This is a genomic window from Streptomyces sp. NPDC046379, assembly GCF_055587785.1.
This window is the reverse complement of the sequence record NZ_JBVJFP010000005.1, coordinates 74,336-98,312: the sequence shown is the minus strand read 5'-3', so window position 1 is coordinate 98,312 and position 23,977 is coordinate 74,336. Positions and strand designations below refer to the sequence as shown.

The following is a 23,977-nucleotide window of genomic DNA, read 5'->3' as shown; positions in this document are numbered from 1 at the left end:
CGCTACGGAACGACGGTGGCGCCGCTGTCCGGCTCGGCCGGCGGTTCGCTCAGCTGCTCGCGCACGTAGTTCCAGATCACCGCGATCTGCGCGGCGACGGGCACGGCGAGCAGGCTGCCGACGATGCCTGCCAGGCTGCCGCCCAGGGTCACGGCGAGCAGGATCACCGCGGCGTGCAGGCCGAGCCCCCGGCTCTGGATGATGGGCTGGAAGACATTGCCCTCCAGCTGCTGCACCGCCACGATGATCGCCAGCACGATCAGCGCGTCCGTCGGGCCGTTGTACACCAGCGCGATCAGCACCGCGACGAAGCCGGCGAACAGGGCGCCGACGATCGGTACGAACGCGGACACGAAGGTCAGCACCGCCAGCGGCAGCACCAGCGGGACGTCGAGGGCCCACAGGCCGAGGCCGATCAGGACGGCGTCGAGCAGGCCGACGATCGCCTGGGAGCGGACGAACGCGCCGAGGGTGTCCCAGCTGCGGGCGGCGACCGCCGGGACGTCGGTGGCGAGCCGGCCGGGGAGCTGGCGGGAGAGCCAGGGCAGGAAACGGGGGCCGTCCTTGAGGAAGAAGAACATCAGGAACAGCGCCAGCACGGCGGTGACGATGCCGTTGACCACCGTGCTCACCCCGCTGACGATGGCGGTGACCATCGAGCCGAGGCCCTTCTGGGCGCGCTCCACCGCAGTGTCGAAGGCGTCGCTGATCTGGTCGTCGCCGATGTTGAGCGGCGGCCCGGCGGCCCACTCGCGCAGCCGCTGGATGCCCTCGACCACGCCGTCGGTCAGCTCCCCGGACTGGGAGGCCACCGGCACCGCGATCAGCGCGACGACCCCGGCGGCGGCCAGCAGGAACAGCACGGTCACGGTCGCCGCGGCCAGCGCGGGCGGCCAGCCGTGGCGGCGCAGGAAGCGGGCCACGGGCCAGGTCAGCGTGGTGATGAACAGGCCGACTATGAGCGGCCAGACGACCGGCCACATACGGCCCAGGACCCACATGGTCACCGTGAGCATGAGGAGGATCAGCAGCAACTCACCGGAAACGCGCGCCGAAACGCGCAGCGCGGCGCGGGTCTTGGTGGAACTCAGCGTGGCAGGCATGGGGCCACCTTATGTGGATCACCGTGGGGCGCCGCCCTCAGTCCCCCAGCGCCCGGCGCAGGGCGTCGTCCAGCCGTTCGGCCAACTCGGAGTCGCCGGGCGGGTCGTCGGCGAACAGCGCGCCGAGCTGGGCGGTGAACGTCTGGGTGAACGCGCCGTACAAGGGGGTGCGGGGACGCAGCACGGCGTCGCGCAGGGCGGGCAGGAGGACGGATCGGGCATAGGCGGGCCGGCCGGTCCTCGCCTCGCGCGGCATCCGGTCGGTGCTCTCGCCGGTGGGCGAGGCGGAGGGGGAACCCGCGCCGAGGGGGCAGCGGAGGCCGGGGTCCTCGTAGGCGGACGTACGGGTCGCGGCGAACCCGGCGTCGAGCAGGCAGCGTTCGCTCTCCTCGCCGGTGAGGAAGCGGATCAGGTCGGCCGCCATGCGGGGCCGGTGGGACACGTCGGTCACGGCGAGGTTCTGGCCGCCGAGGACGGCCCGGCCGGGCAACGGGGCGACGCCGAGCTGCCGCGGGTCGAAGGTCTGGTGCAGGGTGCGGTAGGCGTACGGCCACTGCCGCAGGAACGTGGTGCGGCCGGCGGCGAAGTCGTTGAGGGAGCGGGCCTCGTCGGAGCCGTGGGCGTCGGGGAGGGTGTAGAGGTCGTCGGTGCGGCGGCGCAGTTCGGCGATGCCCGGGGCGAGTTCGTCGGCGTCGGCGCTGTAGCGGCCGTCCTCGTCGGTGAGCCGCAGCCCGGGCACGGCGCTGGTGAAGGCCTCGACGGCGTTGACCGTGCGGCCCTCGTAGGCGTCGAGCTGGGTCGTCCAGCCCTTCTCGTACCCTTCCGGGCGGTGGTCGTGGACGTGGTCGATCAGCCGGCGGAGCTGGTCCCAGTCGCTGCGGCGGAGGTCGGTGCGTTCCACGCGGGCCTGTTCCAGATGGTCGCGCCGGTAGTAGAGGAGACCGACGTCGCTGTTGAACGGCACCGCGTAGAGCCGGTCGTCCCACCACGCCGTGCGGGCCACGGACCCGATGACGTCGCCGTCGACGAGGTCCTCGTCGAGGGGACGGATCAGCCCGGCCTCGGCGAACTCCGGCACCCAGGTGACGTCCAGGTTGACGACGTCGTAGGCGGCGCCCCCGGACTGCAGGGCGCCGAGGAGCTGGCTGCGCTGCTCGTCGGCGCTGCCGGGCAGCTCGACCAGCCGGGCGCTGTAGCCGCTGCCGGCGCGTTCCTGGCGGGCGTTCCATTCGTCGATCAGCTGCTGGCGGATGCCGTTCTTGCCGGTGACGTCCCGGCCGCTGACGACCACGATCTCGCCGGGCTGCTCCGGGGACGGGCTCGGCGTCGCGCCCTCGTTCCCGCCGCCGGTGCAGGCCGCCGCCATGAGCAGGGCCAGCAGGGCCGCGACCCGTCGCATCCTCACTCCTCCCCCGTTCCGGTGCGGGCCACCTCGTCGTGCAGGACGGCGCCCACGTCGTCGTCGGCGTCGACGCACCGGCCGCCGGACGCGGCGGAGATCTGCGCGTCCGGTTTGTCGGAGGCGCAGCCGCCGCTCGTCAGGGACACCATGGCGACCGGCACCTTCACGGCGCGGGCGGTGGCCAGCACGTCGTCCAGGTTGCCGCCGGTCAGCCGGTTCGCGTCCTCGTCGTCGGTGATGTAGACGATCAGCTGGGGCCGGTCGTCGGCCGCTCCCCGGTCGTTCATGAACTGGAGCGCGTCGATCAGCGCGGCGTGCGGATCGGCCTGGGCGTCGCGGACGCGGGCCCGTTCGTCGATGGTGCGCTCGGCGTCGTTGCGGGCGCGGCTGCCGAAGGCGAGCAGCATCTCGTACGACCGCTCGCCGAGGCCCGACACGCCCCACACGCCGTACTCGTCCGCCGGGCCGAGCCCGACCAGGGACTGTTTCAGCAGGCCCGGGCCGCCGCTCGGCCCCTTCCACACGTCGCCCATCGAGCCGGAGCTGTCCAGCAGGAAGAGCACCCGGCCCGGCCCGTTGGCGCCGCGGTACCGCTCCAGCGCCGTGTCCATCGCCCTGCGCCCGGCGGACTCCACCAGCCGGGACGGCGCGGGCAGCACCCCTTCGGCCACGTGGTCCGCGTCCAGGAGCGGCCGGTGTCCGGTGGCCGCGCGGAAGCCGTCGCGGGCGAACGCGGACCGGCCCCCGCCGTCGTTGAGCCAGGCGCGGAACCGGTCCGCGGCGTCGTCGCGGGCGCTCGCGTCGCGGTCGCCGCCGTGCCAGCGGACGCGCACGAACACCGGCTCGTAGCCGGGCACGTCGCCGGGGTACTGGGCCGTCCTGGGCACCCGCCGTTCGGCGTCGCAGCCGACGCCGCTGCGCATCAGGAACTCGGGGACCAGGGCGGCGCCGGCGTCGTCCGCGGCGTCGTCGTCGGGCAGCGTGCACAGCAGGCCGGCGGCGGTGGGCGCGGGCACGCCGGGCACGAGGTCGCGCTCCGCCTGGGCGGGGTCGCGGTCCCCGCCGGTGGCGGAGCGCTGCAGGCCGATGGTGGCCAGCAGGCCCGCGGCGGTGAACTCGGGGTCCGGCCGCCAGATCCGGGCGTCGGGGCGGCGCGCCTTCAGCTGGGCGATCATACGGGCGAGGGGGGCTCCGGTGCGGTCGTTCCAGGACTGGGCGGAGAGGTCCTCGGGCACGGCCAGCACGACCGGGGAGTAGGCGAAGGGCGTCTGGTCGGCCTCCACCGCGGCCACGGCGTCCGTGTCCTGGCCGGCGGCGACCCGGGCGGCGTCGGCGGGGGACGCGGGGATCCACACGTCGGGCTGCGGGCCGATGTCGCGCTGCGGGTTGGGCCCCTCGTGGCGGGGTTCCTGCCAGGCGCCGGTGTGCTTGCGCAGGGCGGTGACCGTGTCGGCGGCGCCCGCGCCGTAGACGGTGATGCCGCTGCGCCGACAGTCGCCGTCGCGGTTCTCGTCCGACGTCAGGAACTCGTCGGCCGCGGCGCGCACGGTGCGCTCGAGGTCGGGGTCGGTGAGCACGCGCAGTTCGGTGGGCGGCGCGCAGGCCGGGGGCCGCAGCGCGGCGACCAGGCCGTGGACGCCGAGGCCGAGTCCCAGGGCGAGCACCAGGAGGGTGAGCAGCCCGGTGGCGACCACGCGCCGGGGTCGCCGCCGGGCGAGCGGGCAGTGGCGGTGGGGCTGCCCGCGCGCCGACAGCAGGACGTCCTGGTCGGGCTCGCCGCGGCGCTGGGGTTCCCAGGGTTCGGGGGGCTTGCGCAGGGTGTGCAGGCCGCGGGCGGTCATCCGGGCCCGTACGTCGTCCGCCAGGCCGGCGAAGCCCAGGGCGCCGTCCCGTTCCAGGCTCCGTACCAGTTCCTCGGTGAACGGCGTCGGCGTGTCGCCGGGGCCCGCGTCGATGAGGTGGTTGGCCTGCACGCTCATCAGCAGCAGGACGTTCCGTTTCCTGGGGAGCTTCTCCCAGATCCAGGCGGCGTTGCCCGCGAAGCAGCAGTCGAGGACCACCACGATCTGCCGGGCCCGGCTCTTCGCCAGCTCGTCGAGCACCTCGCTGAAGGGCGCCGCGCCCTCGAAGAGGGCCTGCCGGCCGGGGATCACGCCGGCGTCGCGCATCTGCAGGTACAGCTCGTCGCCCGCGCTCGGGAGGGCGCCGTGCCCGGCGAAGTAGAGCAGCAGCACGCCCCTGGCCTTGGCGACGGCCTTGCGCAGGGATCTTTCGAACTCGTCCCTGGACGGGGAGCGCTCGACGACGATCTGGCGCTCGCGGAACACCTCACCGCCCCGGAGCGCCTCGCGGAGCCGGTTCACGTTGTGCTTGACGGCCGGGAGGTCTCCGCTGACACCGCGCGGCATCCCGGCGAAGTCGTACTCGGACACCCCGACCAGCAGTGCCCGGTTCCTGCGCCCACGGGGGTCGAACCGGGTCACTGGCTTGTCCGTGCTCATGCGTCACCCGTCGGCGCGGGCAGCGGGCGGATCGTTCTCCGGGCCCGCGGTCCCCTCCGGTTCGTCCTCCCCGACCGACTCCAGCCTGACCTCGGGCGGTTCTCCTTCCTCCACTCCCCTGCGGTTGTCCCGCCATGCCTGCGCCGCCCGTCCGATCGCGTCCAGGAGGTCCCGGACGACGACGGAGGTGACGCCTCCGACGACCGCGGCGAAGATCTCCATGCCGACGCCCATCGGGCTCCCCGGCTCGGGATCGTCCGTACGGCTCCGTTCCTGCAGCTGCAACCGTCCCGAGCGGACCAGTTCGTCGAGCGCCTGTTCGCGCTCCAGCCAACTGCGCAGGGCGCCCACATCGCTCTCGGTGGCCGTTTCACCGTGCAGTCGTACGCACACGCCCCGGACTGCCACATCATCCCCGTCAGCCATAACTCACCATCATGGCAGCCCAGTTGCGTGGTGGGGAGGGTTCGAACAGCCTCGGGGAGAGATCGCCGCCGGGAAAACACGTGCGAGGCGTCGCCGTATGGTGGACGCCATGGCGGAGGTGGAGGTCGTGCAGCTGCTGGTGTCCGCGGACCACCGTTTCGCGGGGCGTCCGGCGGACGGGCCCGCGCCGGGGCCGGCGGACGAGCGGGTGACGCAGGTGCGGGTGCGCCGCGGTCTCGGACTGGTCGGCGACCGCTACTTCGGCCGGGCGGCCCACCGGGACGCCGCGGTGACGATCATGTCCGAGGAGAACCTGCCCACGGCCGTCGACCCGGACGTCGATCTGCGGGCGACGCGCCGCAACATTCTGCTGCGCGGCGTCGACATCGACGCGTTCGTGGGAGCGGTGATCACCCTGGACAGCGGTTGCGGCCCGGTGACGTTCCGGGTCAACCGCCCGGCGCGGCCCTGCGCCTGGATGGACGTCACCGTCGGACCGGGCGCGCAGCGGGCGCTGCGCGGCGGGGGCGGCGTGCGGTGCACGCCCGAGTCCGACGGTGTGCTCGGCCTGGGCAGGGCCGTGTTCCGGGTGGTTCAGGGTCACCAATAGTGGCGGCGGCCGGCGACCGCGTGGCCCATGGAGCCCGCGATCCACAGGATGGCGCCGACGACGACCAGGATGAGTCCGATCGTCCACAGGATCGATATCCCGGTGATCAGTCCGATGACAAGAAGGATGACGCCGAGGAGGAGCATGGTTGCCTCCTGAGAGGGAGTAGGGCTGCCTCTCCGAGTACCCCGGCATACCCCGGGGAAGCACCCGGGTCGCCCTTGCCGGTCACTCGTCCCTAATGCCTCACTTATCCCGCTTGCCACTCTTCATCCGGTTTCGCCGCTTATGCGGTGGTGAGTCGGACAGGGCGAGCCCCAGCAGCGAGAGAGAGGACGAGATCAGTGATCACCCGCGAGCAGATCCCCGCCGTACTCGATCACCCCGTGTACGACGCCGAGGGCAACAAGGTCGGCGAGGCCAAACACGTCTTCCTCGACGACGCCACGGGCATGCCCGAGTGGGCCACCGTGAAGACCGGCCTGCTCGGCACGAGCGAGTCGTTCGTGCCGATCCGCGACGCCTCGATCGTGGAAGACCATCTGGAGGTGCCCTACCCGAAGAACACCATCAAGGACGCGCCCCACGTCGACGTCGACGCGGGCGGCCATCTCTCCGTCGACGAGGAGCACCGCCTCTACGAGTACTACGGCATCCGCTGGGACGACGCCTGGCAGCAGGCCAACGAGCCCGGCGAGGGCGGCTGGGCCCACGAGGGCGCCGGCGGCGGTACGGCGGGCGCCGCGGGCATGGCCGCCGGCACCGCGGGGATGGCCGGCACCGCGGGCGACGAGACGACCCGCCGACGCGGTGTCGCCGACGACGAGACGGCCCGGATGCGCGGCGCCGGAGGCGGTGTCGGCCGGGACGACGCGATGACGCGCTCGGAGGAGCAGCTGCGCGTCGGCGTCGAGCGGCAGGAGACCGGCCGGGCGCGGCTGCGCAAGTACGTCGTCACCGAGGAGGTGCAGCAGACCGTTCCGGTCAAGCGCGAGGAGGTCCGCGTCGAGCGCGAGCCCATCACGGACGCCAACCGCGACGCGGCCATGTCGGGCCCTGAGATCTCCGAGGCCGAGCACGAGGTCGTCCTGCACGAGGAGCGGCCCGTGGCGCAGACGGAGACGGTCCCGGTGGAGCGGGTGCGCATGACGACCGAGGAGCACGCCGACCAGGAGACGGTGCGCGGCCAGGTCCGCAAGGAGCGCATCGACGTCGAGGGCGTCGAGAAGGAGGAGGGGCCCGGCAAGTGACCGCGGCGGGGCCCCCGCGTGCGGCGGCCCGTCCCGCGACCGCGCGGGGCGGGCCGCCGCACGCGTCCTCGCCGGGGCCGCGTCCTCGCCGGGGGCGGACGACGCCGCCTGGGCCGAGCCTCGGTCAGTGGCGGGCCACCACCCGCAGCGTCCGGACCGACGGGTCGGCGGCGTCCGGGATGAGGACGCCGTGGTCGACGCCGCTGCGCAGGTACTCGACGACGTCCTCGTTGATCACCTCGCCGGGGGCCACCACCGGCACGCCCGGCGGATAGGGGCTGATCGTCTCGGCGGCGATGCGGCCCGCGGCGCGCTCGGCGGGCACGTGCTCGGCCTCGGCGAAGAACGCGTCGCGGGGCAGCAGCGCCTGCTCCAGTTCCAGCGCCTTCGGGTCGGGCAGGTGGACCGGCGGCTGCCGCTCGATGGAGTCGGCGCCCTCGACCAGCGCGCGCAGCGCGTCGACGAGCACCTTCTCGGTCTCGTCGTCGTCGGCGTGGGTGATCGAGGCGCTGATGCGGCAGGTGTCGGAGCCGCCGACGTCGACGTGCCGGTGGGCGCGCAGCCACTCGGCCGCCTGCATGCCGCTGATGCCCAGCTCCCGGACGTCGATCACCAGCTTCAGCGGGTCGAACGCCGCGGCGAGGCCCTCCTCGACGACCTCCCCGCCCATCGGCCGCAGCCCGGGCAGCTCGCCGGCCGCCGCGCGGATCCGCTCCGCCCGGTGCAGGGCCGCGTCCAGCAGGTCGTGCCCGTGTTCGACCATCTGGCGGCGCCAGCCGTCGAGAGTCGCGTACACCAGGGACGACGCGCTGGTCGTGCCCAGCAGGTCCTCCCGCTGCTTGAGCGCCTCGGGGGAGACCCGGTCGTACTGGAGGTGGAAGACGGAGCTCTGCTCGATCGCGCCGCCCATCTTGTGGACACTGGTGACTACCAGGTCCGCCTCGGCGTCCATGCCCCAGGCGGGCAGGCCGGGGTGGAAGGGCAGGTGGGCGCCCCAGGCCTCGTCCACGATCAGCGGGACGTCGAACTCGTGGCACACCCGCGCCACGCCGCCGATGTCCGCGCAGGTCCCCCAGTCGGTGGGGGTGATCAGCAGCATGCCCTTGGCGTCCGGGTGTTCCTCCAGGCGGCGGCGTACGTCGTCGGGCTCGGGCGGATGGGCGATGTGCCGCTCGGTGTCGAACTTCGGGTGGACCCAGATGGGCTCCACGCCGTTGACGACGACGGCCGCGATCACGGATTTGTGCGCGTTGCGGGACAGCAGCAGCTTCTCCCCCGGCCCCGCGACGGCCAGCATCGCCGTCTTGACCGACAGGGAGCTGCCGCAGGTGGAGAAGAACGCCTGGTCCGCGCCGACCGCGTCGGCCATCAGTTCCTGGGCCTGCCCGAGCACGTTCTGCGACTGGCGGCGGTCGTCGAGGCCGTTGAGGGAGAGCACGTCCGAGCGGAACACGTCGAGCCCGACGATCTCGGCCACCCGGGGATCCACCCCGCGGCCCTGCTTGTGCCCCGGCGGCCCGAAGACCACGTCTCCTCGGCGCCGGAATTCCTGAAGCGCCTCCAGCACAGGCACGCGCGAGTGGTCCATCGTTCCTCCCAGCCGGACGTCCAGGTACACCGATCGTGTTGCACCGGCACGGCACTCGAAACCCCGGGGGGTGTGGCACCGCCCGGACGGTGGCACCCGGGGACGCACACGTCGCCCCACCGGAGGAGACCGAGTGACCCGCACCGACCTCGCACCCGTCCACGAGGCGCTCCGCACGGCCGTGGCCGCACGGGCCGGCGCGCTGTGGGACGTGGCGCTGCGGCTGCACGCCGACCCCGAGTACGCCTTCGCCGAGCACCGGGCCGCCGCACTGCTCACGGGCGAGCTGGAACGTGCGGGGTTCGCCGTGGAGCGCGGGGTGGCCGGGATGGCGACCGCGTTCACCGCCCGTACGGGGAACGGGCGTCCCGCGGTGGCACTGCTGCTCGAGTACGACGCCCTGCCCGGCCTCGGGCACGCGTGCGGGCACAACCTCATCGCGGCGGCGGGCCTCGGCGCGGCACTGGCGCTGCGCTCGGTGCCGGCCTGCGACGCGGGGTCCGTGCTCGCGGTGGGAACCCCGGCCGAGGAGGGCGGCGGCGGGAAGGCGCTGGAGGCTCGGGCCGGGGTGTTCGACGGCGTGGACGCGGCGCTGATGTTCCATCCCGGCGTGCACAACTGGCGGCGGGCCCCGCTGACCGCGCAGGTGCAGTACCGGGTCGGCTTCCACGGCCGGGCGGCGCATCCCACGGGCAACCCGACCGAGGGGATCGACGCGCTCGGCGCGCTGATCGAGCTGTTCAACGTGCTGGGCGGGCTGAGCCGACGGTTGCCGGAGGCGTCGCACGTGCAGGGCATCGTCACGCACGGGGGCACGGCCACCAACATCGTCCCGGCGTACGCGGAGGGCCTGTTCGGGCTGCGGGCGGCGACCACCGGGGCGCTGGAGGACCTGGCGGGGCGGCTGCGCACCTGCGCGGAGGGCGTCGCCCTCGCCACGGGGACACGGGCGGAGGTCGAGCGGGCCACGGTGCGCTACGAGCACTTCCGGGACAGCGGGGTCCTGTCGGCCCGGTTCGCCGCGCACCTGTCCCGGTCGGGAATCGAGCTGACGGAGCCGGAGCCGGGCGTCCAGCTGGGGTCGTCGGACATCGGCAACGTCAGCACGCTGGTGCCGGCCGTCCACCCGTTCGTGGCGATCATGGGCGAGGACGGCTCCGACCACACCCCCGCGTTCGCCGAGGCCGCCGCCTCCGAGCGGGCCCGGACGGTGCTCACCGCCGCGGCCGGCGCGCTGGCGTGCACGGCGGCGGACGTGCTGCTCGACGCGGACCTGCGCGGGCAGGCGTGGGCGGGTCACGCGTCGCAGGGCTGAGTCGCAGCCCGACGGTACTCAGCGCGCGCCGGGCTGCGGCAGGCCCTCAGCGGTCCGTGTCGTCCGTGCCGGGCGCGGACTCCTCGGCCTCGACACCCTCCAGGGGGTCGCCCGCCACGGTGCCGCGGTCGGGCTGGTAGCCCTCCCGGGCACTCGCCGTGCCGGGCACGGAGCGCTCCTGGGCCTGGCTCTCCCCGCCCGAGTGCGCGCCCGGTTCCTCGGGGTCGCGCGCCCTGTCGTAGCGGTCGCCGCTCTGGTCGTTCCCGCCGGTCATGTCGGTGCCTCTCGTCGCGGTTCGGGCTGCTCCGGGTTCCCGTGACCCGGTCCCCGGAAACGGCACGCGGCGGGTACGTCGGTCTTCCCAGGGGGGCGTCCGGCCCGATGCCGGAGACCGGCCCGGCACCGGACGCCGGACCTGCGCGGACCGGCCCCGGACCGGGAGCCCGACCCGGACCGGGCGCCGGACCTCCGCCGAAGACGGCGCCCGCGACGGCGCCGACGTCCCGACCCACGCCACGCCGGACGATCGCCGTCCCTCAGCAGTCGGCTCCCGGCAGCGGCGGGACGATTCCCTCGTCCCGGTCCGGCAGCGAGGCGATCAGCTCCGCGCGCCGCCGTCCCGCCCACGCGGGGCGCAGGGTGTGCAGCAGCTCGAACTGCCGCCGCCACAGGGTCACCCGGAAGGGCTCGCCGTCCAGCCGGTTGCGGCTCGCCCACCGTCCGGCGGCCTCGTGGGCGGCGTCGCGGAACGCCCAGTAGAGCAGTTCGTCGAGGTCGGACGTGACCTGTTCGAAGAGCAGCCGACCGCGCTCGTACGCGAGGTAGCGGTACTCCCCCGCGTCCCCGATCCGCAGGAACGGGTAGCCCGCGTCGCGGTCGACGAAGCCGGGCCACCGCTCCTGCGGCAGGCCCACGAGCCCGGCGAGCCGCGCCACTTCGTGCTCCACGCGCCGCCGCGTCCGGGCCGGGTCGTCCGTGCCCATGGGCCCGCCCTCCGTTCCTCGCAACCGTTCTCGGATTCCCGGCCGGCCCCACGGGCGGGCCGGCCCGAGGACGGTATCGGGTCGCTCGTCTCCGGGTGCCGGGGGTCGGACCGGAAACCGATGCCTGGCCGAGACCTTTCGCCGCGAAGCGGGCGAGGAGTACCTGGCGCGGCATTCGGTGCATCCAGTACGCGCCAATAGCGTGCGCGCCGCGCAATCCGGGGTTTCGGCGCCGACGCGTCGACGGGCGGGGCGCCGCACCGCGTCCGGCGTGCACGTATACGAACAAGCACATGGCGTCACGGTTTCTCCGTACGACCTTCACAACACGCACACTTTCGGTCGATCCCCGGGAAGGGCGCCGACGCGGGGGCAGACGCCGCGGGCGGCGGGTGCCTAGCCTCCCGGGCCATGCGATCACCCATGACGAGACGTCTCGGTCTCACCGCCGTCCTGGCCCTCATCCTCGCCGTGTTCGGCCTGGCGCCCTCCGCGAGCGCGGCCGACCCCGCCCCCGCGGAACTGACGTTCACCAGCGACGCCGCCACGACCACGCCGGGCGGCACGGTGAACCTGTCGATGACGCTCACCAACAACAAGACCTACGACGTCTGGTTCGTCTACCAGACCATCGACCCCACCTGGCTGACCACCCAGCGACCCGACCTGAAGTACTCCTTCACCGGCTGCACCCTGGCCACGGCCTCCGGCAGCACCCCCTGTTCCGGCACCGGCCCGGCCGACCTCGGCGCCAACTACGGCGCGCCCATCCCGCCCGGCCAGAGCCGCACCGTGACGCTGACGCTGCAGATCGCCGCCGACTCCGGCTGCAACGGCAACATCGGCTTCTACTCGTACTTCTACGCCGAGTTCAGCGACAGCACCAACGTCAGCGGCGGCCCGGTCTACTCGCCCCAGACCCGCGTCCTGTGCGCCTAGGCCACCGTACGGGCGCCACATTGACCTGAAACCGGCCAACGGATCCCGCGGCGAACCCGTCCGGACCCACGGCAGCCGCACCGGTGGACCCGGCGGTCCACCGGTGCCCCGCCTCCCCCTCCGACCTGCGCGACATGGCCCCGGCCGGGCCGTCCGCGCGGATCGGCGAATCCCTGCCGCAGGCCAAACCACCGCAGAGGGACCCCTGTCGCACACCTGCGCTTTTCCGTCAGGTTTCGCGACATGCCCGCAAAAGCTACACAGACCATCCACCATGTGACGCGACGGATGTGTCGACGACTGGCCTCTGAGGGGGAAGCCGGCGTCGCGCAAGGGGGTGCGTCCGCTCCAGCGGAGCAGTGCTCACCCCTGCCCTGGGAGGGGACAGCACCGCATGAAGCGGACCATAGGCACCACCCTGCTCACGGCGGGCGCGCTCATAGCCGCCCTCGGCATACCGGCCACGGCGGCCCACGCCGACGCCGCCGGCCCCCGCATCGATCTGCGGGTCCTCGTCGTGAGCGACGGCGGCCCGGCCACCGACGCCATCGCGGCCGAACTGGACGCCGCGGGAACGCCGTACACGGAGATCGACCTCACCCGCTCCGACCGGCCGGTCATCGACGCCGGCTACCTCGCGGACACCGTGGACGGGCGGCAACGGGCCAGGTTCCAGGCCGTCGTGCTGCCCAACGACAACCCGTTCCCGGCCGGCTCCGCCGAGATGGCCGCGCTCGCCGCGTACGAGCGGACCTACGACGTGCCGCAGGTCGACGCCTACACCTACGCCAGGCCCGAGGCGGGGCTCCAGTACCCGATCCACGGCGGCTACTCCGGCAGCGTCGACGGCGTCCGCGCCGAGGTGACCGACGCCGGCCGCGCGGGCGCCTTCGACTACCTCGACGGCCCGGTGCCCTTCGAGGACAACTCACCGACCGTGGGCGAGAGTTACGCGTACCTGTCGACCCCCGTCGCCGGCGCCGACTTCACCCCCTACGTGCAGGCCACGATCCCGGGGACCACCAAGAAGGGCTCGCTGGTGGGCGAGTACCGGCACGACGGGCGGCGCGAACTCGTCGTCACCTTCGTCTACAACCGGTACCAGCAGCAGTTCCGGCTGCTGGCCCGCGGCATCGTGGAGTGGATGACCGGCGGGGTGCACCTGGGCGCCTCCCGCAACTACTTCGCCGTGCACGTCGACGACGTCTTCGCCGCCGACGACCGCTGGAACTCCACGCTCAACTGCACCCCCGGCGACGTCGACTGCACCGACCCGAACGCCACGCCCGACCCGATCCGGATGACCCCTGCGGACGTCGACCACGCCGTCGACTGGCAGCGCGAGCGCGACTTCACCCTGGACCTGGCCTACAACGGCGCCGGCAGCGTCGACCACCGCGAGGACCACAACGGCCAGGACCCGCTGACCGACAGGTTCCTCGCCCAGCGGGGCGAGTTCCGCTGGATCAACCACACCTACACGCACGCCTTCCTCGGCTGCCAACAGGACACCACGGTCGTGCCCTGGCGGTGCGCGACCAACGCGGACGGCAGCACCAAGTGGGTCAGCCGCTACGACGTCGCCGACGAGATCGCGAGCAACACCGTGTGGGGCCTCGTCTCCGGACTGCCCCTGGACACGAGCGAGCTGGTGACCGGCGAGCACTCCGGGCTGCGGGTGCTGCCGCAGCAGCCGGCCGACAACCCCAACCTGGCGCTCGCCCTGGGCGACAACGGCGTCCGCTGGCTCGCCTCGGACAACTCCCGCGACCCCGACCAGCGCAGGGTCGGCCCCGCCGCCACGGTCCCCCGCCACCCGATGAACATCTTCTACAACGCCGGACGGCAGGCCGACCAGGTCGACGAGTACAACTGGATCTACACCAGCCGCGCCCAGGGCGGCAGCGGCATCTGCGAGGACAACCCGGCCACGACCACCTGTCTGCCGGCCCCGCTGGACACCGCCACCGGCTACACCGAGCACATCGTGCCGCTGGAGCGGCGCATCGCGCTCGGCCACGTCCTCGCCAACGACCCCAAGCCGCACTTCATCCACCAGTCGAACCTGGCCGAGGACCGCATCGCCTACCCCGTCCTCGACGGCGTCCTCGACGGCTACGCGGCGCTCTTCGCCGGCAACACCCCCGTGGTGAACCTGCGGATGAAGGACATCGGCGTCGAACTCCAGCGGCGCACCGCCTGGCGCACGGCCCTCCGCGACGGACAGGTCACCGCCTACCGCGTCGGCGACACCGTCACCGTCACCGCGCCGTCCGGCGTGGCGGTCCCGGTGACCGTGCCCGAGGGCACCACGCGGACCGGCCTGCCCTTCGGCAGCGCCTACGCGGGCGAGCGCTCCGGGTGGGCCACCCCGGCGCTCACGGCCCTGACGCTGACCCTGCCGCAGTCCGCCGCCCCGGCCCCGGCCGGCGCACCGGGCGTCGTGGCGGACGCCACCGGCCCGGCGCCCGGGACCCGGGTGCCCCAGGGCGTGGCCGAGCCGGTCTCCCCCGTCGCGGGCGGCTGACCGGCGCTTCGGCAGCACGGTCCCGGCCGCCCCCGCACGGCGGCCGGGACCGGCACGACCACCCCACATCCAGGCCGTGGAGCCCACCCATGCACGTTCAGCACGGCGCGCGACCCTCCGGCGCGACGCGCGTCACCCTGCTCACCGAAGGCACCTATCCCCACAGTCACGGCGGCGTGAGCGTCTGGTGCGACCAGCTCGTCACCGGCATGCCCGACGTCGACTTCGACGTCATCGCCGTCACCGGCACCGGGCGGGAGCCCGTCGTCTGGGACCTGCCGGGCCACGTCTCACGGGTCGTCTCGGTCCCGATGTGGGGCGATGCACCGCCGGGCCGTCCGCCGCGCGGCCGGGCCGCCCGCGCGCGCCTCGCCGACGCCTACGAGCGTTTCCTGACCGCCCTGGTCGACCCCCGCGCCGAGGACGGCTTCCCGCCCGCCCTCTACTGCCTGGCGCACGCGGCGGCGGACGGTCACCTCAGCCCTTTTCTGCGCGGCGACGCCGCCACGGCCGTGCTGACCTCCGTGTGGACCCGCCCGGGGCTGGCCGTGCGCGAGGCGGCGCCGACCCTGCACGACGCGCTCACCGCGACCGGGCTGCTGGAGCACGCCCTGCGCCCGCTGGCCGCGCCCCCGCCCGAGGACGGCGTCGCGCACGCCGTCAGCGGCGGGGTCGCCGTACTGCCCGGGCTCGCGGCCCTCGACCGGCACGGGGTGCCGTTGCTGCTGACCGAGCACGGCGTCTATCTGCGCGAGCGCTACCTCGGCTACCGCACGGCCCCCTACCGCTGGCCGGTCAAGGCGGTGATCCTGGGCTTCTTCCGGCTGCTGGCCGAGGAAACGTACCGCCGGGCGGCGCTGATCACGCCGGGCAACCGGTACAACCGGCTCTGGGAGGAGCAGGGCGGCGCCGACCCGGAGTCGATCCGCACCGTCTACAACGGCGTCGACCCCGCCGCGTTCCCGCCCGCCGGCCCCGAACCGGAGACCCTCACGCTCAGCTGGGCCGGCCGGGTCGACCCGATCAAGGACCTGGAGACCCTCATCCGCGCCTTCGCCCTGGTGCGGGCCGAACTCCCCGGCGCGCGGCTGCGGTTGTTCGGCGGCACGCCCCGCGGCGGGGAGGCGTACCGGGAGCGCTGCGAGGCGCTGGCCGCCGAGCTGGGGCACGCCGACGCGGTGACGTTCGAGGGACGGGTCGAGGACATCAGGGACGCCTACGCGGCCGGGAACGTCGTGATGCTGTCCAGCATCAGCGAGGGGTTCCCGTTCACGCTGATCGAGGCGATGTCGTGCGGGCGGGCGACCGTCTCCACCGACGTGGGCGGGGTGCGGGAGGCCGTCGGCGACACCGGGCTCGTGGTGCCGCCGCGCGACCCGGGGGCGATGGCCGCCGCGGCCCTCGAACTGCTCGGCGACCCGCAGCGGCGCCGGGCGATGGGCGAGGCGGCCCGGCTGCGGGTGGTCGAGCAGTTCACCCTGCGCCAGACCATCGACACCTTCCGCTCCATCTACCGGGAACTGCCCCTGCGCGCACGGAGGTCGTCGCCGCGGGTCGTCCTGCCCGCCCCGGCGGTCAGCGGCACGGGGAGCCTCACCGGATGAGCGGCCCGATGTCCCTCGAACCCGGCGGCGCCGAGCAGGACACCCTCGCCCTGCGCCTGGCCCGGCCTCGCCGGCCGCGCCGCCGCCGCCCGAGCTGGGCCCTGGACGACGCCGCCCTCGCCATCCGCCTGCCCCGGCGCGGTCCCGACGAGGAGTCCGTCACCGCGCTCGCCGTCGAACTCGCCGACCGCGTCGGACCCGCCGTCCACCCCTACGAGGTCGCCGCGCTGCTGGAGGCGGAGGGCCTGTCCGCCGAGGTGATCCGGGACCGGTACGGGCACCCCGATCTGTTCTCCCTGGCCGCCGCGCTGTACGAGAGGGTGCCGCGCACCTTCCCCGAGCCGCCCGCGGCGCCGGACCCGTGGCGCCCGGACACGGTGCGGTGTCTGCTGCGCGGGGTGCTGTTCGCGCTGCCGGCGCTGGCGCATCTGCTGACCGCTCCGCTGTGGGACGTCGACCGGCACGCCCCCGTGCTGATCGTCGCGGGCATCGCGTCCTGGGCCTGGGGGCAGGCGCTCGGCCACCGCGCGCACCTGCGGCTGGTGGCGGGGCGCAGGGAGGCCGCCCGCACCCTGCTGGCCGGAGCCCCGGCGGGCGCGGCGGTCGCCACCGGCCTGGCGGTGCTGCCCGCCGGGGGCGGCGCGGCGATCTGGGCGGCCGGCGCGCAGTCGCTGTACCTGGCGGCGGCGGGAGTGCTGCTGGTGCTGGCCCGCGAGCGGCTGCTGCTGGCCGCGCTCAGTCCGCTGGTGGCCGGGGCGGCGGTGCTGCCGTGGTGGGATCCGGGTGCGCCGGCGCGGGTGGCCCTGCCCGCGCTCGCGCTGCTGGCCACGCTCGCCGCCGCCGGGTGGGTGCTGCGGGCCGGCCTCGCCGCCCCGGGCGCGCCCGGCGGAACCCGGCCGCGCCTGGGCTCCTCCGTTCCGTACGGCCTGTTCGGTCTGGCGGCGGCGGTGCTCGTGGTGCTGGAGGGCCGGCGGCACCCGTACGCGGTGATCGCGCTGACCGTCAGCATGGGACCGGCCGAGTGGCTGCTGTACCGCTTCCGCGGCTGGTCGGTGGCCGCGCTGCGGGTGAGCGCGACGCCCCGCGGGTTCCTGCTGCGCTCGGCCGGCAACCTCGCGCTGTGTCTGACCGCCTACCTGCTCCCGCTGCTGGTCCCCGCCCTGCTCACCGACTCCGACCCGGCCGCGCTGCTGCTGCTCGCGGCGGCCCTGTGGACCGCCCTGCTGCTGCAGGCGTTCGGCGTGGCCTGGCCGCCGGCCGTGCTGTGCCTGCTCGCCGCGGGCGCCGCCGCCGCGGTCCTGCGCCTCGATCTGCCGCCGGGCCCGGCCGTACTGCCGCTGGCCTGCGGCACGGCCGCGGCCTGTCTCGCCGGCTGCGCGGTCCGGCTGCTCGGCAGACCCTCCCCGCACGCCTGACCACCGGGCCACGCGCCTCGGTGCGCACCCCCGGCTCGCCTCACCACGACGAAAGGACCCAGGAGTTGACCTCCGCACCGCTCGCCGCCGTCACCGGAGCCGAGGGCTTCATCGGCTCGCACCTCACCGAGGCGCTCGTCGCCTCCGGCCACCGTGTCAGAGCCATGGCCCAGTACAACTCGTTCTCCTCCTTCGGCTGGCTGGAGACCCTGTCCGCCGACGTCCTGGACCACGTCGAGATCGTCCTCGGCGACGTGCGCGACCCCGGCTCGGTGCGCGGCCTGCTGGAGGGCGCCGACTGCGCCTACCACCTGGCCGCGCTCATCGCGATCCCCTACTCCTACCGGGCGCCGCACAGTTACGTCGACACCAACGTCACCGGCACCCTCAACGTGCTGGAGGCCGTGCGCGCCCTCGGCACCCCGCGCCTCGTGCACACCTCGACCAGCGAGACGTACGGCACCGCGCAGACCGTGCCCATCACCGAGGACCACCCGATCAACACCCAGTCCCCGTATGCTGCTTCGAAGGCGGGCGGGGACCGGCTCGCCGACAGCTACCACGCCAGTTTCGGCACGCCCGTGGTGACGCTGCGGCCGTTCAACACCTTCGGCCCGCGCCAGTCGATGCGCGCGGTGATCCCCACCGTCATCGGCCAGGTCGCCGCCGGGCAGCGCACCCTCACCCTCGGCGACCTGCGCCCCACCCGGGACTTCAGCTATGTGAAGGACACCGCGCAGGCGTTCCTCGCCGTCGGCACGGCACCGGCGGAGAAGGTGGTGGGGCGCACCTTCAACTCCGGGACCGGCGCCGAGATCTCCGTCGGCGACCTGGTCGCGCTGATCGGCAAGGTCATGGACACCCCGCTCGACGTGCGCGAGGACCCAGAGCGGCTGCGGCCCGCGAACTCCGAGGTGATGCGGCTGGTGGCCGACGCGAGCCGACTGGCCGCGGCGACCGGCTGGCAGCCGCGCCACACGCTGGAGCAGGGCCTCGCGCGGACCGTGGAGTTCTTCTCCGACCCGGCCAACCTGGCCCGCTACAAGACCGGCATCTACAACATCTGACCCGTCCGGCACGCCACGCAGGAGGTATCCCCATGCACGCAGTGATCCTGGCCGGAGGAAAGGGCGTGCGGCTTCGGCCGTACACCACCGCGCTGCCCAAGCCGCTCGTGCCCATCGGCGACCAGCACGCCATCCTGGAGATCGTGCTGCGCCAGCTGTCCACGGCCGGCTTCACCCACTGCACCCTCGCCATCGGCCACCTCGGCGAGATCATCCGCGCCTACGTCGGCGACGGCTCGCAGTGGGGCATCACCGTCGACTACGCCACCGAGGAGAACCCGCTGGGCACCATGGGCCCGCTGCTGAACCTGCGCGACCGGCTGCCGGAGACCTTCCTGGTGATGAACGGCGACGTGCTCACCGACCTCGACTACGCCGACGTGCTGCGCCGGCACGAGGACTCGGACGCGCCGCTGACCATCGCCACCTACGCGCGCACGGTGCACATCGACTTCGGGGTGCTGACGACGGACGCGAGCCGGGTCGTGGCGTTCACCGAGAAGCCGAGCATCGACTACCGGGTGTCCATGGGCGTCTACGGCGTCTCCCGCTCGACCCTGGACGGGTACACTCCGGGGCTGCCGCTGGGCTTCGACGAGCTGGTGCTGGACCTGCTCGCCGCCGAACGGCCGCCGCACGCCTACGAGTTCGACGGCTACTGGCTGGACATCGGCCGGCCCGACGACTACGACCGGGCCAACGCGGAGTTCACCAGCCGCAAGTCGCTTCTGCTCAAGGGAGCCTGAGCACGCATGCGCATCCTCGTTCTCGGCGCCACCGGCTATCTGGGCGCTCATGTCGCCGGGCTGCTGCGGGCCCTGCCGGGCGCGCTGGTGCTCGCCGGGGGCCGCTCGTCCACCGCCGACGTCACCGTCGACCTCGCCGCCGACCGGGCGCCCGCGGTGGCGAAGGCACTGGCGTCGGCCGCGCCGGACGTGGTCGTCAACTGTGCGGGCGCGACCGGCGGGGACGCCGTCACCCTCGCGGAGGCCAACGCCCGCGGGCCGGCCGTACTGTGCGCGGCGCTGCTGGAGGCCGCGCCCGGAGCGCGTCTGGTGCATCTGGGGTCGGCCGCCGAGTACGGGCCGGGCGAGCCCGGCAGCCGGGTGACGGAGTCGGCGGCGACCTGCCCGGTCGGCCCGTACGGGGCGACCAAGCTGGCGGGCACGGTCGCGGTGACGGCGTCGGGGCTGGACGCCGTGGTGCTGAGGGTGGGGAACCCGGTGGGTCCGGGGGCCCCGCCCACGGGGCTGCCGGGCCGGGTCGCCGCCCTGCTGCGGGACGCCGGCCCGGACCCGGAGGCCCGGCTGCGGCTGGGCGACCTGTCCGCGCACCGGGACTTCGTCGACGTGCGGGACGTGGCGGGGGCGGTGCGGTTGGCGGCCACCGTGCCCGGGCCGCTGCCGCCGGTGCTGAACATCGGCGGCGGCGAGGCGGTGCCGGTGCGCGCGCTGGTGCGTACGCTGGCGGACGTGGCCGGTTTCCGGGGGCGGATCGTGGAGGAGGGCGGGGGCGGCTCGGCGCGGTCCGCGCGGGTGTCGTGGCAGTGCTCCGACGTCGCCGCCGCCCGCGAGGCCCTCGGCTGGCGGCCGGTCCACTCGCTGGAGGCGTCGCTCGCGGCGCTGTGGGCGGCCGGAGGGGCCCCGGCGCCGTGAACCTGCTGATTCCGCTGTACGTCCATCCCGCCGAGGACCCGGCCGCCTGGCACCGGCTCATCACCTGCGCCGACCGCGCCTACGCCGTCGTCCTCAACCCCGCGAACGGTCCCGGCGACGGCCCCGATCCGGCGTTCGTCGCCGCGGCCGGGGCGCTGCGGTCGGCGGGCGCCCGGCTGCTCGGCTACGTCGACACCGACTACGGGGCGCGCGATCCGGCGGCGGCCGCCGCGGATCTGCGCCGGCACCAGGAGTGGTACGGGGCCGACGGCTGCTTCCTGGACCGGGTGACGGCCGCGCCGGACGGGCTGCCGGCGTGCCGCAGGCTGGTGCGGTCGCTGCGCCGGCTCGGCGCGTCGACCGTCGTGCTCAACCCGGGCGTGCACCCGGCGCCGGGTTACGTCCGGCTGGCCGATCTGACGGTCACGTTCGAGGGGCACTGGTCGACGTACGTGTCGGCGTTCAGCCGCCCCTCGTGGGCGGTGCGGCAGTCGCCCGAACGGCTGTGCCATCTGGTGTACGGGGTGCCGGGGCCGCTGGTGCCGCTCGCCGTGCGCACCGCGCGGGAGCGGGGCGCCGCGGTGTGCGGCCCGGTGACGGGGGAACCGCCCAACCCGTGGTCCCGGCTGACGCCGGCGCTGACGGAGGCGGACCGATGAGGCGACTGGCGCGGGCGGTGGTGCCGGTCCTGCTCGCCGCGCTGGTCTCCTGCTCCGGCGGGTCGGAAGGGGCCGGTGGTCCGGGCGGTTCCGGTGGCGCGGACGGCGCGGTGTGGCGGCCCCGGCCGGGGCTCGCCTGGCAGTGGCAGCTCGACGGCAGGGTCGACCCGTCGGTGGACGTCCCGGTGTACGACATCGACGGCTTCGAGAACGGCGCGGCCGACGTCGCCCGGCTGCACCGCGACGGCCGCAAGGTCATCTGCTACGTCAACGTCGGCGCCTGGGAGGACTTCCGCCCCGACCGGGACGACTTCCCCCGGGCTCTGCTGGGCCGGCCCAACGGCTGGCGCGGCGAGCGCTGGCTGGACATCCGCCGGGTGTCGGTGCTGCGGCCGCTGATGGAGCGCCGCTTCGACATGTGCCGGGACAAGGGCTTCGACGCGGTGGAACCGGACCTCGTCGAGGGCTACGCCAATGACACCGGCTTCCCGCTGACCGCCCGCGACCAGCTCCGCTACAACCGCATGATCGCGGACATCGCGCACGAGCGCGGCCTCGCCGTGGGCCTGAAGAACGACCTCGCGCAGATCCCGGAGCTGCTGGACGACTTCGACTTCGCGGTCAACGAGGAGTGCGCCCAGTACGACGAGTGCGGGCGGCTCGGACCGTTCGTCGCGGCGGGCAAGGCGGTCTTCCACGTGGAGTACGCCGAGCCGACGGCACGGTTCTGCCCGATGGCGCGCGAGCTGGGCCTGTCGTCGATGCGCAAGAAGCCGGACCTGGGGGTCTGGCGCAGTCCCTGCTGACCCGACCGGGTGTCCGGGGTGGTTCCTTCCCCGCCCGCGGGGCAGAGGGAACGGGACGAACGCAGCGACTGCCGTACTGCCGAGGAGCGTGTCCGCGCCATGGGAACCGCCGTCCACGTCCCGCAGACCAGGGACATGATCGGAGAAGAACTCTCCGGCGACGAGGCGTTCGCCGCGCTGCGCCACTACGGCGGGCTGCGGCTGCTGACCGACGCCTTCGTGCGGTTCCGGTACGCGGACGGCTTCACCAACGCGCGGGCGCTCGCCTTCCAGGTGGTGCTGGGGCTGGTGCCGTTCACCATCGCGCTGGTGGGCCTGGCGACGTCCGCGCACACCGAGAGCGTGGGCCGGACGATCGAGCTGACGCTGGCCCGGATCGTGCCGGGGGCGAGCGCCGACGTCGTGGCGGACGCCCTCGACGGCGGATCCGGCGGGAACCACGGCCTGTGGGGCACGGTCGCCCTGTGGCTGGGCCTGGCCTTCGCCGTGCTCAACCTGGCCTCGGCGATGGGCCAGATCGAGCGCGGCGCCAACCGCATCTACGGCATCGAGCGCGACCGCCCCTTCCCGCGCAAGTACGGCCGCGCGATGGTCCTGGCGTTCGCTGCGGGCCTGCCGCTGGCGCTCGGGTTCATGGTCCTGGTAGCCGGGGACGCGGTCGGCGACGCGGTGGCGCGGACCGCCGGGCGCGAGGGCGGCGGACCGGGCTGGTGGCACGTGCTGGAGGTGCCCCTGGGGCTCGCGCTGGCCTGGGTCGCCTCGGCGGTCATCTTCCGCTGGTCGCCGCGCCGCGACCAGCCCGGGTACACCTGGCTCGCCTTCGGATCCGGCGTCCATCTGCTGCTGTGGGTGGCGGCGACGTGGCTGCTGTCGCTGTACGTCGAGCGGAGCGGGGCGTTCGGTGATCTCTACGGCCCGCTGACCGCGTTCGTGGCGCTGCTGCTGTGGGCCTATCTCACCGCCGTGGCCCTGTTCCTCGGCATCGCGTTCGCCGCCCAGCTGGAGGCGGCGCGCGCCGGGGTCGCGTCCCCCGCGGGACCCGACCCCGGCCCGGGCGCCTGACCGGGCCGCCCGGCCGGAACACCGTCAGTCGGCGTCGCGGGCGGCGGCTGCGAGGTCGGGGGCGGGAGTGGCGGCGTGGTCGGGGGCGGGGGCTGCCGCGAGGTCCGCGTCGGCGAGGGAGAGCACCAGCATCTTCGTCACCGAGCCGTCGTCGCCGACCACGTCGCGCAGGTGCCGGAAGCCCAGCCGGCGGCTCATGGCGAGGCTGGCGGTGTTCCCGGCGCCCACCATCCCGTAGACCTCCGTCAGCCCCAGGTTCTCGGAGGCGTGCCGGAGGAGTCCGCGGACCACCTCGGTGCCCAGGCCCTTGCCCCAGTACTCCGGGAGCAGGGCGGTCACCAGTTCGTGCCCGTCGACGTTGCCGGTCTTCTTGATCTCCGCGTGGCCGACGTAGACGCCCTTGGACCACAGGCCCCACACGTCGAACCTGCGCTCGGGATAGACGACGGTGAGGATCGCGCGGAAGATCGTGCGGATGTCGGCCTCGGGCACGCGTTCCTGGCCCATCCAGCGGCAGACCTCCTCGTCGCGCAGGAGCCCCACGAAGGCGTCCTCGTCCTCGGGTCGGTAGGGCCGGAATTCCAGTCGTTCGGTGTGCAGGACGGGTGTCATGACGGTCTCCTCGGACGCCGGTGTTTCGGGTAGCGCGGGTGGCCTTGGGGAGGGCCGGGAGAGCGTGGGGGGACCGGGAGAGGTGGGGGGCCGGTGGGCTCGGGGGTGAGGGCGCCGGGTGGCCGGGGTGCGGCGGCTGGCCGCGCCCCGGCCGTCCCTGCGGGCGTGCGCGCCGGGGTCAGGCCCCGGCGTTCTCCATCCGCTCGCGCAGGCTGCGCGGGCGCATGTCGGTCCAGACCTCGTCGACGTAGGCGGAGCACTCGGCCTCGGTGCCCTCCTTGCCGACCGGCTGCCAGCCGGCGGGCACCTCGACGTCGACGGGCCACAGCGAGTACTGCTCCTCGTCGTTGCGCAGCACCTGGTAGCGGGTGTTCTCGTCCATGGGTCCGGATCTCGCTTTCTGCTGGGTCGGGTTCGGTCGTGCGGGTCGGTACGGTGGCGGGCGGTCCCTGG

General features: G+C 74.2%; 23 protein-coding genes. 13 read left to right on the top strand and 10 right to left on the bottom strand.

Translation table 11 applies throughout. The annotated features are described in order from the left end of the window. Positions 1-2 precede the first annotated feature (2 nt). Genes ACZ6KF_RS11280 through ACZ6KF_RS11265 form a run of 4 tightly spaced genes read right to left on the bottom strand, consistent with a single transcriptional unit; the run spans position 3 to position 5,432 of the window. Positions 3-1,103: an AI-2E family transporter gene (locus tag ACZ6KF_RS11280; protein ID WP_356633813.1), complete on the bottom strand. Its 1,101-nt coding sequence runs from the start codon at positions 1,101-1,103 to the stop codon at positions 3-5. A gap of 37 nt (positions 1,104-1,140) precedes the next feature. Beyond that, positions 1,141-2,502, bottom strand: a complete 1,362-nt coding sequence (locus ACZ6KF_RS11275; RefSeq protein ID WP_469238200.1) for an extracellular solute-binding protein — start codon at positions 2,500-2,502, stop codon at positions 1,141-1,143. A 2-nt stretch (positions 2,503-2,504) separates the two neighbouring features. After that, a complete protein-coding gene (locus ACZ6KF_RS11270) occupies positions 2,505-5,006 on the bottom strand; it encodes a caspase family protein (protein WP_469238199.1) in 2,502 nt (833 codons plus the stop codon). Positions 5,007-5,009: 3 nt separating this feature from the next. Next, the gene (locus ACZ6KF_RS11265; protein WP_356633819.1) at positions 5,010-5,432 is read right to left on the bottom strand and encodes a hypothetical protein; all 423 of its coding nucleotides are present in this window, start codon (positions 5,430-5,432) and stop codon (positions 5,010-5,012) included. Between the two features lie 109 nt (positions 5,433-5,541). Between ACZ6KF_RS11265 and ACZ6KF_RS11260 the strand changes: the two genes are divergently transcribed. Further along, complete coding sequence (locus ACZ6KF_RS11260; protein WP_469238197.1) at positions 5,542-6,042, top strand: molybdenum cofactor biosysynthesis protein; 501 nt, start codon at positions 5,542-5,544, stop codon at positions 6,040-6,042. Here the strand turns inward: ACZ6KF_RS11260 and ACZ6KF_RS11255 are convergent. Beyond that, positions 6,033-6,188 carry a DUF6131 family protein gene (locus ACZ6KF_RS11255; protein WP_356633823.1) on the bottom strand — a complete coding sequence of 52 codons (156 nt, stop codon included), beginning with the start codon at positions 6,186-6,188 and terminating at the stop codon, positions 6,033-6,035. The two genes, ACZ6KF_RS11260 and ACZ6KF_RS11255, sit on opposite strands and share 10 nt — an antisense overlap. Positions 6,189-6,386: 198 nt before the next feature. On the opposite strand from ACZ6KF_RS11255, the gene ACZ6KF_RS11250 reads away from it, so the two are divergent. Further along, complete coding sequence (locus ACZ6KF_RS11250) at positions 6,387-7,292, top strand: DUF2382 domain-containing protein (RefSeq protein ID WP_469157741.1); 906 nt, start codon at positions 6,387-6,389, stop codon at positions 7,290-7,292. Positions 7,293-7,416: 124 nt separating this feature from the next. Here ACZ6KF_RS11250 and ACZ6KF_RS11245 read toward each other — a convergent pair whose 3' ends face one another. After that, positions 7,417-8,880, bottom strand: coding sequence for an aminotransferase class I/II-fold pyridoxal phosphate-dependent enzyme (locus tag ACZ6KF_RS11245; RefSeq protein ID WP_356634099.1), 1,464 nt, complete (start codon positions 8,878-8,880; stop codon positions 7,417-7,419). A 133-nt stretch (positions 8,881-9,013) separates the two neighbouring features. Here ACZ6KF_RS11245 and ACZ6KF_RS11240 point away from each other — a divergent pair, with 133 nt between their 5' ends. Next, positions 9,014-10,195, top strand: a complete 1,182-nt coding sequence (locus tag ACZ6KF_RS11240) for an amidohydrolase (protein ID WP_469238196.1) — start codon at positions 9,014-9,016, stop codon at positions 10,193-10,195. Between the two features lie 46 nt (positions 10,196-10,241). Here the strand turns inward: ACZ6KF_RS11240 and ACZ6KF_RS11235 are convergent, their stop codons facing one another. Then, a complete protein-coding gene (locus tag ACZ6KF_RS11235; RefSeq protein WP_356634095.1) occupies positions 10,242-10,469 on the bottom strand; it encodes a hypothetical protein in 228 nt (75 codons plus the stop codon). Positions 10,470-10,731: 262 nt separating this feature from the next. Then, on the bottom strand, positions 10,732-11,178 hold the full coding sequence (locus ACZ6KF_RS11230) for an Imm63 family immunity protein (RefSeq protein ID WP_469157744.1): 447 nt from the start codon (positions 11,176-11,178) through the stop codon (positions 10,732-10,734). Positions 11,179-11,589: 411 nt separating this feature from the next. Here ACZ6KF_RS11230 and ACZ6KF_RS11225 point away from each other — a divergent pair, with 411 nt between their 5' ends. The 10 genes from ACZ6KF_RS11225 to ACZ6KF_RS11180 all read left to right on the top strand — a co-directional run bounded on the left by ACZ6KF_RS11225 (position 11,590) and on the right by ACZ6KF_RS11180 (position 22,912). Next, positions 11,590-12,117, top strand: a complete 528-nt coding sequence (locus ACZ6KF_RS11225) for a hypothetical protein (RefSeq protein ID WP_356634091.1) — start codon at positions 11,590-11,592, stop codon at positions 12,115-12,117. A 394-nt stretch (positions 12,118-12,511) separates the two neighbouring features. Beyond that, positions 12,512-14,644, top strand: a complete 2,133-nt coding sequence (locus ACZ6KF_RS11220; RefSeq protein ID WP_469238194.1) for a hypothetical protein — start codon at positions 12,512-12,514, stop codon at positions 14,642-14,644. An 89-nt stretch (positions 14,645-14,733) separates the two neighbouring features. Further along, positions 14,734-16,248, top strand: coding sequence for a GT4 family glycosyltransferase PelF (gene pelF, locus ACZ6KF_RS11215; protein ID WP_356634087.1), 1,515 nt, complete (start codon positions 14,734-14,736; stop codon positions 16,246-16,248). Further along, on the top strand, positions 16,245-17,663 hold the full coding sequence (locus ACZ6KF_RS11210) for a hypothetical protein (RefSeq protein ID WP_469157747.1): 1,419 nt from the start codon (positions 16,245-16,247) through the stop codon (positions 17,661-17,663). Before pelF ends, ACZ6KF_RS11210 begins: the two co-directional genes overlap by 4 nt. 65 nt (positions 17,664-17,728) lie before the next feature. Further along, complete coding sequence (locus ACZ6KF_RS11205) at positions 17,729-18,730, top strand: GDP-mannose 4,6-dehydratase (protein ID WP_469238192.1); 1,002 nt, start codon at positions 17,729-17,731, stop codon at positions 18,728-18,730. Between the two features lie 32 nt (positions 18,731-18,762). Further along, positions 18,763-19,476 (top strand): nucleotidyltransferase family protein, encoded by a 714-nt coding sequence (locus ACZ6KF_RS11200; RefSeq protein WP_356634081.1) that lies wholly within the window; start codon positions 18,763-18,765, stop codon positions 19,474-19,476. A 6-nt stretch (positions 19,477-19,482) separates the two neighbouring features. Continuing rightward, positions 19,483-20,385, top strand: a complete 903-nt coding sequence (locus ACZ6KF_RS11195; protein WP_469238190.1) for an NAD-dependent epimerase/dehydratase family protein — start codon at positions 19,483-19,485, stop codon at positions 20,383-20,385. Next, positions 20,382-21,044, top strand: coding sequence for a spherulation-specific family 4 protein (locus ACZ6KF_RS11190; RefSeq protein WP_356634077.1), 663 nt, complete (start codon positions 20,382-20,384; stop codon positions 21,042-21,044). Before ACZ6KF_RS11195 ends, ACZ6KF_RS11190 begins: the two co-directional genes overlap by 4 nt. Beyond that, positions 21,041-21,850: an endo alpha-1,4 polygalactosaminidase gene (locus ACZ6KF_RS11185; protein ID WP_356634075.1), complete on the top strand. Its 810-nt coding sequence runs from the start codon at positions 21,041-21,043 to the stop codon at positions 21,848-21,850. Before ACZ6KF_RS11190 ends, ACZ6KF_RS11185 begins: the two co-directional genes overlap by 4 nt. A gap of 99 nt (positions 21,851-21,949) precedes the next feature. Continuing rightward, positions 21,950-22,912: a YihY/virulence factor BrkB family protein gene (locus ACZ6KF_RS11180; protein WP_356634073.1), complete on the top strand. Its 963-nt coding sequence runs from the start codon at positions 21,950-21,952 to the stop codon at positions 22,910-22,912. A gap of 24 nt (positions 22,913-22,936) precedes the next feature. Here the strand turns inward: ACZ6KF_RS11180 and ACZ6KF_RS11175 are convergent, their stop codons facing one another. Together ACZ6KF_RS11175 and ACZ6KF_RS11170 are read right to left on the bottom strand one after the other, a co-directional pair. Then, on the bottom strand, positions 22,937-23,524 hold the full coding sequence (locus tag ACZ6KF_RS11175) for a GNAT family N-acetyltransferase (RefSeq protein WP_469238188.1): 588 nt from the start codon (positions 23,522-23,524) through the stop codon (positions 22,937-22,939). A gap of 178 nt (positions 23,525-23,702) precedes the next feature. Beyond that, positions 23,703-23,906: an MbtH family protein gene (locus ACZ6KF_RS11170; RefSeq protein ID WP_301971175.1), complete on the bottom strand. Its 204-nt coding sequence runs from the start codon at positions 23,904-23,906 to the stop codon at positions 23,703-23,705. Positions 23,907-23,977: the final 71 nt, after the last annotated feature.